Annotated in this window: 7 protein-coding genes; 5 read left to right on the forward strand and 2 right to left on the reverse strand. The window is 39.6% G+C overall.

All coding sequences use genetic code 11. The annotated features are described in order from the left end of the window. Positions 1 to 92: 92 nt before the first annotated feature. From RMY27_RS14870 to RMY27_RS14890, 5 genes are all read left to right on the forward strand, one after another. Positions 93 to 1,574, forward strand: coding sequence for an ABC transporter substrate-binding protein (locus RMY27_RS14870; protein ID WP_322664400.1), 1,482 nt, complete (start codon positions 93 to 95; stop codon positions 1,572 to 1,574). Between the two features lie 12 nt (positions 1,575 to 1,586). After that, complete coding sequence (locus RMY27_RS14875) at positions 1,587 to 3,032, forward strand: ABC transporter substrate-binding protein (protein WP_322664402.1); 1,446 nt, start codon at positions 1,587 to 1,589, stop codon at positions 3,030 to 3,032. A 94-nt stretch (positions 3,033 to 3,126) separates the two neighbouring features. Continuing rightward, positions 3,127 to 5,607, forward strand: a complete 2,481-nt coding sequence (locus tag RMY27_RS14880) for a hybrid sensor histidine kinase/response regulator (RefSeq protein ID WP_322664404.1) — start codon at positions 3,127 to 3,129, stop codon at positions 5,605 to 5,607. Between the two features lie 221 nt (positions 5,608 to 5,828). Continuing rightward, positions 5,829 to 6,641 (forward strand): response regulator, encoded by an 813-nt coding sequence (locus RMY27_RS14885; RefSeq protein WP_322664406.1) that lies wholly within the window; start codon positions 5,829 to 5,831, stop codon positions 6,639 to 6,641. A 767-nt stretch (positions 6,642 to 7,408) separates the two neighbouring features. Beyond that, positions 7,409 to 8,077, forward strand: a complete 669-nt coding sequence (locus RMY27_RS14890; RefSeq protein WP_322664435.1) for a sigma-70 family RNA polymerase sigma factor — start codon at positions 7,409 to 7,411, stop codon at positions 8,075 to 8,077. A gap of 752 nt (positions 8,078 to 8,829) precedes the next feature. Here RMY27_RS14890 and RMY27_RS14895 read toward each other — a convergent pair. Together RMY27_RS14895 and RMY27_RS14900 are read right to left on the reverse strand one after the other, a co-directional pair. Next, positions 8,830 to 9,450: a hypothetical protein gene (locus tag RMY27_RS14895; RefSeq protein WP_322664408.1), complete on the reverse strand. Its 621-nt coding sequence runs from the start codon at positions 9,448 to 9,450 to the stop codon at positions 8,830 to 8,832. A 318-nt stretch (positions 9,451 to 9,768) separates the two neighbouring features. After that, the coding region (locus RMY27_RS14900) for a right-handed parallel beta-helix repeat-containing protein (RefSeq protein ID WP_322664410.1) at positions 9,769 to 10,457 on the reverse strand (689 nt) is incomplete at its 5' end.

Here is a 10,457-nt window from a genome sequence, read left to right on the forward strand (position 1 = left end):
CAAGAGCGATCGCTTGTCAATTATTGAGAGATCAACAAAAAGCCTTAAATTGAGTATATCTATTCAGTTTAAATATAAGCTTTAGAAGTGTGGTGTCCAGAAAAAAAGCTAGTCAGATTACTCAAGTCCTGAAGAATCAGCAAACAGCTAAGGAAGCTTTTAGCGTAGTACCAAGACTAACCACCCGTTGCTACGCACTCATAGCATTGATCCTCTGCTTGATAATTGTTGCTTGCACCAACACATATCAATCATCCCCTTCCCCACTTAATAAATTATCCAGTGAAAGTACCGATTTAAGAATTTGGTGGGATAAAGGTTTTACTCAGGAAGAGGATGAAGCCCTTAAGCAACTAGTTAGCCAGTGGGAAAAACAAACTGGCAACAAAATCAAGCTTTCTTTATACTCCACAGATGAGCTAACACGGAAGATTCAAAGAGAAATTCAGGCTGGTAACTTGCCTGATATTGTTACCAGTTATACTGCCGATCGAGAAATTATTCCCCGTTTTAGCTGGGAAGGCAAACTAGCAGATGTATCAGATGTAATTGAGCCACTTAAAAGTTTTTATCCGGAAAAAATCCTCAAAACTGTTCAGTTTTATAACAATGTTACTCAAAAGCGAAGCTACTATGCTTTGCCAATGAGCCAAGCAACTATTCACATTTTCTACTGGCGAGATTTGCTAAAGCAAATAGGTCGTAAAGAAAGTGATATACCAAAAGATTGGGATGCATTTTGGGAGTTTTGGAAACAAATACAGAATGACTTACGAACAAAAAAAATACCAGATAAAAAACAGAATATTTATGGGTTAGGGTTTACCTTCGGCATTAGTTCTGCTGATACCTACTACTGGTTTGAGCAGATTTTAGAAGCATACGATGTGCAAATTTTAGATTCTAAGGATAAACTCCTCCTTGACGATCCGAAAGTGCGTCAAGGTATTATTAATAGCTTAAAATGGTACACAAATTTTTATCAGCAAGGCTACGTCCCACCAGATGCCGTAAATTGGTTGAATCCAGACAACAATCGTAGCTTACTTAATCAAAGCGTGGTTATGACTCCTAACAACTCGCTTTCAATTCCTGCTGCTGTGCGGCAAAACCTTGATACATATTATCAAAAGCTTGGGATCTTAGAGTTGCCAAATAAACCTAATGGCTTGCCAATGCGCTACTTAATTACGGTTAAGGAAGCGTTTTTATTTGCCGATTCTCAGAAGCAGAAACTAGCTAAGGAGTTTCTTGCATACTTAATAGAACCAAAGGTGATGGGAAATTATCTCAAAGCTTCTGGAGGTCGTCATTTACCAGTCTTAACATCAGCGTGGGAAGATCCTTTTTGGAAAGATTCAAAAGATCCTTATCTTTCGACCGCCATTGATATATTTCTCAATAGAGAAACTCGCCCATTTTCTTTTGTCCAAAACCCAGCTTATAGCTTGGTTTTGAAAGATAATGTTTGGGGTAAGGCGATCAATCAAATTGTTGTAGATAAAATTTCTCCAGAGCAAGCAGCTGATGAAGCGATCGCACGAATTAAGCAAATTTTTGACCAATGGCAGTAAGCTTTTACAAAGATGACATTCAAAACAAAAGCTAGTCAAATTGCTAAAGGCTCTCAGAATTGGGCACAATATCACCATTATCGCAGATATGTGTTCATCGTATTGACACTCAGTTTGATAATTATTGCTTGTACTAACACCCCGAAATTAAAACAATCTTCAGTCACCCATTCCCCTGCTGACCATACAGTTTTAAAGATTTGGTGGGATAAAGGATTTACCGTCGATGAAGATGAAGCAATCCAGCAATTGGTAAGCAACTGGGAAAAACAAACTGGTAATCAAGTCAAGCTTTCTTTCTATATGGGTGATGAGTTACCTCAGAAGGCGCGTAGAGCCATTCAGGCGGGTAATCCACCCGATATCATGATGAGTTACGGCGCTGAAAGAGCGTTGAATCCGCATTTGGCTTGGGAAGGTAAACTGGCGGATGTAACGGATGTAATTGAGCCAGTCAAGAATTTTTATCCTGAATATGCCCTGCAAGCTGTTAATTATTATAATAATGCTGCAAAAAAGCGAAGTTACTATGCAGTTCCAATTAATCAGGCAACGGTTCATATTTTCTACTGGCGAGACTTGCTAGAGCAAATAGGTCGCAGCAAAAGGAATATCCCCAAAGATTGGGATGGGTTTTGGGAGTTTTGGAAACAAGCACAGAACAAACTGCGGGCAAAACAGCAAAAACAGAATATTTATGGGTTAGGTTTTCCTTTTTCTATTGGAGCTTCAGATACCTACATCTTTTTTGAGCATATTTTAGAAGCATACGATGTGCAAATTATCGACTCAAAAGGTAAACTCCTGATCGACGATCCAAAGGTCAGACAAAAAATTGTCCAGGCATTAGATTGGTATACCAAATTTTACCAACAAGGTTATGTGCCACCAGATGCACTCAATTGGTTAAATCCAGATAATAATCGCAGCTTGCTCAACCGTGTGGTGATGATGACTCCTAACAACACCCTTTCAATTCCTTGCTCTGTGCGCCAAGATCGCGACACCTATCGCAATAAGCTTGGTATTTTAAAATTTCCCAACAAACCCAACGGCAAGCCAATGCGTTATCTACTCACACTTCGGCAAGCAGTTTTGTTCGCCGATTCCCAGCAGCAGAAAAAAGCTTTGGATTTTCTTGCATATCTCACCCAATCACAGGTGATAGGTAAGTATCTGAAAGCTGCTGGAGGCTGTAATTTACCTGTCATCAAGACACTTTGGCAAGACCCATTTTGGAAAAACCTAGCTGACCCACACGTTTCAACTGCGGTAAACACAGTGACGGAAGGTTCAACGCGGTTGTTCTATTATGTCCAAAACCCAGCATACAGCGTAGTGTTAGAGGAGAATATCTGGGGAAAAGCTCTTAATCGAATAATTGTAGATAAAATTTCTTCAGAGCAAGCAACTGATGAAGCAATTAAGCAGATTAAACAAATTTTTGCTCAATGGTAATCAATAATTATTTATATTAACTAAAGGAATAGCCTATTTGCATGAATCAAAAAAAATATAAATATCTTTAGAATAAGAAACAACTTGTAAATATATGAGATTCTGGAATCAGCACCTAACTATTAAAGTTGCCAGTTCCTTCTTATTCCTATCATTGGTAACTGTAGGTGTAGTTGGAGGCTTTGCTTTCCTGAATGCGAGGGAAGCTTTAAAGCAAGCTGCTTTTGAACGACTCAATGCTGCTGCTACTCTGAAAGAGGAAGAAATTACCCGTTGGTTTGAAGACCAACAACGAGACTTTCTCTTAGTCACTCAGTTTCCAGACGTACAAAATAATTTTCAAATACTTTTAAATTCCAAAGCCTCTGACGCAAATTATCGTAAAGCTTACAAAGTTCTTTCTGATTACCTCGCAAATATGGCTAAAATCAAGCCAAGTCTGGGAGAAATTTCTATTCTCGATCGTAGTAATCGGATTATTTTGTCTACTAATAAGCAGCGTGAAGGTCAATATGAAATTTCAGCTAATATCACTTATATTGAACAAATTCAACCAGGAGATTCTTTTGCCCCTATCTTCTATGTCTCACCGATTACTCGCAAGCCATCAGTTACTTTTGCAACGCCTCTACGTGATGCTGCCAAGGTGCGCCAAGGTGTTCTTTTAGCTGATTTGAATTTAGACAGAATAGATCAAATTGTGCGAGAACGTACAGGTTTAGGTAAGAGTGGCGAAACTTATTTAGTTGGTTCTTTAGTAACTAAAAATGCTTTTATTTCTAAAGATAAAGATAAAACTCCAGACTTTTCTCAAGGAGTTAGCAGCCAAGGTATTGATGCAGCAATGGGTGGAATTAGTGGCCAAGGACTTTATCCAAACTACGCCGGAGTGTTAGTAATTGGCGTATATCACTGGCTCAACGATCAAGACCTAGCCTTAATGGTGGAGATGAACCAGGAAGAAGCCTTTGCGCCGGCTCGGCGATTAGCGGGGACGATGATGCTAGTGGGATTCTTATCAATGGGATTTCTATTGATTGGAGTGTCTTGGCTAACGCGGCAGTTAAAAATCTCTGGCGAACAGTTAGAGAATTACAGCCATAGATTAGAACTAAAAGCCAAAGAAGCCGAAACTGCCAACCGTGCCAAAAGCGAATTTCTCGCAAACATGAGTCACGAACTTCGTACTCCTCTTAACAGCATTCTTGGCTTTACTCAGCTAATGATGCGCGATTCTTCTATCAATGCTTCTCAGTTGGAACATTTAGAAATTATCAGTCGCAGTGGAGAACATTTGCTTACCTTGATTAACGATGTGTTGTCAATGTCCAAAATTGAGGCGGGTTTAACGACACTGAACAACAATAGCTTTGATTTGTACACTCTACTTGATTCACTTGAAGAGATGTTTCAAATTAAAGCGGAATCCAAAGGTTTACAGTTGATGTTTGAGCGTAGACCTGAAGTTCCTAGATATGTGCATACAGATGAAAGTAAATTGCGTCAAATCTTAATTAACCTCCTTGGTAATGCTATCAAATTTACTCAAGAAGGTGGCGTGAGTTTGCGAGTTAGGATGAAGGAAGAAAGTAAACTACAGCAACAAGAAGGTACACAAGTAATAAAAAACTCCCACCCTTCATTCTTCTGGCTTCATTTTGAAGTTGAAGATACCGGGACAGGGATTGCATCTGCCGAAATTGAAAAGTTATTTAAGCCCTTTGTCCAAACAGAAGCAGGTCAGAAATCTCAGCAAGGAACAGGTTTGGGTCTAACTATTAGCCAACAATTCGTGCATCTAATGGGGGGAAGTATTACTGTTAGCAGTACTTTGGGTCAAGGAACGATTTTTTCTTTTGATCTTCAAATTAGTCTCGCAGAAGTAGCTGAAGCTCCAATTCGACAGCTAAAACGACGAGTAATTGGTTTAGAGCCTAATCAACCAAAATACCGAATCTTAGTAGTTGAGGATAAATGGGAAAATCGTGAACTCCTAGTTAAGATGCTAGTATCCCTTGGCTTCGAGGTACGTTACGCTGAGAATGGTCAAGAAGGGGTGACTCTTTGGGAAACTTGGGAACCACAACTAATTTGGATGGATATGCGGATGCCTGTAATGGATGGGTATGAAGCTACTAAACAAATTAGAGCTACTTTAAAAGGTCAAGCTACTGTCATTATTGCCCTAACTGCTAGTGCTTTTGATGAGGAGCGCTTTGTGGTTTTATCGGCTGGCTGCAACGATTTTGTACGTAAGCCGTTCCGAGAGGAAGTAATCTTGAATATGATGTCTAAATATTTAGGGGTGCGTTATGTATATGAAGATAAACCCCTTCAAAAAGACGAATTTGCCGAAAATTCCGACCTTAAACTTTTATCATTAGAAGAGATGCTGGCTCAAATGCCTACTGAGTGGGTAGCACAGCTCCACCAAGCGGCACTGTGTACTGATGAAAAGCTGATTTTTAGCTTGCTTGAGCAAATTCCTGAAGAATCTGCTCTTTTAACAAACACTCTGTCTGATTGGGTTAATAACTTTCGTATTGATAAAGTGATTGATTTAACACAACTGTAAGAAATGATTTTTGAATCAGAATTCAAAAGTCAGAACAAGAAAGTGGGGATTGAGACCTGCCACTAATTAAATATCGCTAAATCTTCGTGTAGTGAATGCACTAGAAGATTTGGTAGGGATCTTATACTAAACTCATTGATTTACCAGTCGGACTCCAATTAAATTCTGAATTCTGATTTCTGACTCCTGAATTATTTTCTAATAAATTATTTCTAATAAATATGGATAACCATCAAGTTCAGCTACCAAAAGCAAATATTCTTGTTGTTGATGATACACCCGATAATCTGCGACTTTTATCCGCTATGCTAACTCAGGTTGGCTATGAAATTCGGAGAGTTATTAACGGACAAACAGCTTTGAAAACAGCACAAGCTGCACCGCCCGATTTAATTTTGCTTGACATCATGATGCCAGAAATGAATGGTTATGAAGTCTGTCAACATTTGAAAGCCTCAGAGAAAACCCGTGATATTCCGGTGATTTTTATTAGCGCCTTGGATGAAGTTTTTGACAAAGTTAAAGCTTTTGCAGTTGGGGGAGTGGATTATATTACCAAACCTTTTAGTGAAGAAGAGGTTTTTGCGCGTGTAGAAAATAACTTGACTATCCGAAGGTTGCAAAAACAACTGACCCAGCAAAATATACTTTTGCAGCAGGAAATTAGCGATCGCCAAAAAGCAGAATCAGCCCTGCGCCTGAGTCAGTTTTATCTAGATAAATTTAAGGATTCTATCTTTTTTGTCAATTCTGATGCCCAGCTTGTTTACGTGAATGAAGCCGCCTGTCGTCATCTTGGATACTCCCGCGCCCAATTGCTGAACATGACTGTTTACGATATAAATCCAAATTTTTCGATGCTTGCTTGGCGATCGCACTGGGAAGAAGTTAGACAAAAAGGCTCTCTCACTTTTGAGTCTAGCCAAAGAACTCAAGATGGTCAGGACATAGCCGTGGAAATAACTGTCAATTATTTGGAGTTAAACGGACAGGAATATCACTGTGCTAGTGTCCGCGATATCGCCTTATACTAACATTATTTCAGCAACCCGCTAAAGTGTTTTGTATCAAAAATTCTGTAAATGAATATGTAGTCTGAGATTGCTGGAAGATACCTTTAGTCAAGACTTATAATCCAAAATTGCTAACACAGGTGGGAAAAGAGATTTTTTCTTACGTTACTGACATTTTTTACATAAATTAATAAAACTTTGACGGCAAAATTCCTGACGAATTATGACTTTTTCATGCTGTCAAAAAGTGAATGATTTACTTAAATTAAAGATATGGTCAAAGTAAACTTCAATCCAGAACCTCAAGAACGTCTAATAAATAGAAGCAGAAGGGAAAACCCCAACAGCAACAGGTTCTTTTGATTTGCGTTTTACATTTAATTATGTCCTCCTACTGAGTTGATTATGTGGATTGAATTGAGTCGGTGAGCAAAAGGGTATTGCCCATTGCAACCATGCTATTGTTACCTCTGATATCTGACAGATAATGACAGCATCAAAAATCAAGCAAAGAGATGCTTGGGTACTGCATCAAACCTACAAAGTATGCCCAATAAAGAAATTTGAGGAAAGAAAATAAGATGCGAAAAAATTGTATAAACCAAGATTTTATCCCGCCTGAAGAAACAATTCATCGCAGTATTCAGGCATCTGAGCAAAGAAACATGGATAGTATTGCTATTGAAACTGATGAAGTAAGCAAGAACTCTTTGACTGTAGAAGATGTTACTACTGATTTAGACATTCAGAGTCATTCACTACCAGTAGCCCAGAAAGTCAAGCATCTGTTGCTTAAAACCTCAGGTAAGGAGGATCTAAATGAACAGCTAACATCCTTAGTTGTCCAAGCCCGTAGACACTCACCTGGAAGCCCTCAACGTCAGAAACTGCTCACACAAATCATTCGTTTGACACAAGGTAAACTTTGGAAGGAAAATACTCCCTACTATCAAGACGCACTGCAACAAACTTGGTTGTATTTCTGCCGCAACGTTTGTGATGGTCTGACAGGTCAAGCCTATGACTCGACTCAAGGTAGTGTGATTAATTGGCTGGATGCTTACCTTAAACGCAGACTACAAGATTTTTATCTCAACCAAAACCGAGAAAAAGCCACAACAGTCTCCTTTGGGGTTCGTCAGTCTAAGTCGGGTGAGATTGGTGAAACTATTGACCCGATAGATAATATACCAGCTACCCCCCAAGCACCTCCCATTTTGGAAAACCTGGAGACATGGGTGGAGACAGACTCGGATATGGAACTACGTAGTACTCACATTAAAGGGCGTCCAGACGTAAATTGTCAGGTATTAATTCTCAAGCGCTTACCCCCGGAAGTTAGCTGGAAAGAATTATCTCAAGACTTTGGGCTGTCAATTGCGACATTAAGCAGTTTCTATCAACGTCAGTGTATACCACGATTGCGGAAATTTGCTGAGGTAGAGGGTTTATTCTAACTAAACTTTTACTACAGACAGGTGGCTTACAACATTTCAGATACTAGCAGCAAAGCAATATTTTAACAGATAACCTAGAGAGGCAGTCTAGGAAAAACATCGATTTAGGTTTTACCTAAATTTCCACAAGAAATACAATAAGCAAGGTGCAGCAATGAGAATAGCTAAAAGTTTGACTACTAGATAGCGAACATTGACTATTGCTATTTGGGCATGAGAAAATAAGTACTACTAGCGTACTCTCTCAAAGAACCTTCTAATAATGTCCATTCCAAATCTGATACTTTATTAACCTATAATCGACTGATATAAAAAAACTAATAATTAGACCATAATGTTTGCAACGAATTTTAGGCATGGAAATAAACCGCGCTGGCGATTTTAATTATCAGTGCAATTAGGTTAAGTTCCATTATTAAGAATGGTGCAAGATATTAATTAAACAAAAATTTCACTCACATTACTGCTGAAGGTATTTGCTTTTTGATGAGTGACGGTGCCGGGTCACTCAAGCGGAAAATCAGGCTAAATTCCTGATTGTTCTCCGAGACTGACGCTTTAGAGTAGTACAAGGCCACCTTCGGAGCATTGATCGTCTTTCGCCTTTTTATTGCTTATTATTCTTGATTTTTAATGATATTGATCGGAATTAATATTACAAAACGCGATCGCTCCATCATTACATCCTTTCGTATAACAGCTGTGCCCCATCATTTCCTCGGTTCAATAATGGGGATCGCTTCTAAGTTTTATTAATTCAGCTTCCGTTTCAAAGCAACACCAACACCACAAGCAGCAAGTGCGAGTGAACTTAATGCTGAAGAAGGTTCAGGGACGGATATTGCCTTAATGCTAGTTGTGTCACCTAAGAAAGTATAGTTGTCAGTAGTTTTGTCATACAAAAAGAGGTTGTAATTAGTGCTACCAGGTGCAACGCGTCTACCACTTGGATCAACGTTATTGCCGATAAAGTAGTAAGGATTCTGACTAGGTGTCTCCGTGCTGACATTTAAGGCTGGAAGGTTAGCAGTTAGAGAACTATCGTAATCTAAACGCAAGAACGCATTAGTTGAGATGCCGTTGTTCGCCCCACTACCACTTTGAAGAAGTCTATTAGTGGAGTCGAAAATCGATAGGGACGTGGATTCTAAAAATTGAGTTGTAAATGGAACCGATGGAAAATTCGGATTAATTTCCGAGAAAGAAGCCGGAGTGCCACTTTTCGTTGTAAACGAACCTTTAGCTGAATATCCATTGCTAAAATTCGCGCTGAATGCTAAATCAGCAGCTTGAGCGGATGAGACTGCAAACACAAAAGGAATGGATGAAAAAGTCACCATCGCCAGTAATACAGGTAATTTTTGAAGTTTCATGAATCACACCTCGAATTGTTGAATGAATCAACGCGATTTCGCTAAAAATCTGCAAAATGCGTATTTTTTTGTTAAATTCAGGGTTCAGAATCTAGTAGTACGCCAAGGCAACGCAAGCGGGGTAAAGGGGAAGGGTGAAAGGGACTCATGTTTTTTATCCCTTACCCTTTTCCCTTTACCCAACCTCCACCTAGCATTTTTGGGTTGGCAGACCTCTAGGGTTTCTGACCCCTGAATTGACACAGTATCAGTTATGAACTTTAACAAGCTTGATTACCACTCCCTACATCGGTAGTGACGCAAGCTTGACGTGATGCCTTAATGGATGATGATGTTGTCGCTACCTCGATTGGCGATCGCTTCACCTGCATTGTTGCTGATCTTGCTCTTGGTGACGGTAAGCGTGTTGTCATCGCTGCCTTCACTGATTTCAATACCATCCTCACCATTGCCAATGATAGTTGCACCAGTTATGACAGCCTTGTTGTTGTCTCCGTTGAAGTCAATGCCATCACCCGGATTGTTGTTGCTAGTGATGTGACTCACCGTGATTGTGTTGTTACTACCATCAATTTCGAGTCCATCTTCGATTTCAATTGCTGCACCAACACCGTTACCACTTAGGTCTACTTTTTTGAGTGAGACGAAGTTGCGATCGCTATTGATATCCAATCCATCGCCTGTGTTGCCTTTGATATCGGCATTGGTCAGGTTGAGAACATTATCGTTGCTGCCTTCACTGATTTCGATGCCATCTTCCCCATTACCAGAGATGCTGATGTTGGAAGCAGTTACCTTGTTGTTGCTGCCGTTGAAGTCAATACCATCACCGGGATTGTTGTTAATGGTGGCGTCAGCGATGGTGATTGTGTTGTTACTACCATCAATTTCGAGTCCATCTTCGATTTCGATTGCTGCACCAACACCATTACCACTCAGGTCTACTTTCTTAAGTGAGACGAAGTTGCGATCGCTATTGATATCCAATCCATCGCCTGTGTTGCCTT

The organism is Nostoc sp. DedQUE09 (assembly GCF_034530915.1).
GTDB lineage: Bacteria > Cyanobacteriota > Cyanobacteriia > Cyanobacteriales > Nostocaceae > Nostoc.

Excerpts from the sequence above, each read along its gene's own strand:
- RMY27_RS14875 (WP_322664402.1), top strand. The coding sequence starts at position 1,587 with ATGACATTCAAAACAAAAGCTAGTCAAATTGCTAAAGGCTCTCAGAAT.
- RMY27_RS14880 (WP_322664404.1), top strand. The coding sequence starts at position 3,127 with ATGAGATTCTGGAATCAGCACCTAACTATTAAAGTTGCCAGTTCCTTC.
- RMY27_RS14885 (WP_322664406.1), top strand. The coding sequence starts at position 5,829 with ATGGATAACCATCAAGTTCAGCTACCAAAAGCAAATATTCTTGTTGTT.
- RMY27_RS14895 (WP_322664408.1), bottom strand. The coding sequence starts at position 9,450 with ATGAAACTTCAAAAATTACCTGTATTACTGGCGATGGTGACTTTTTCA.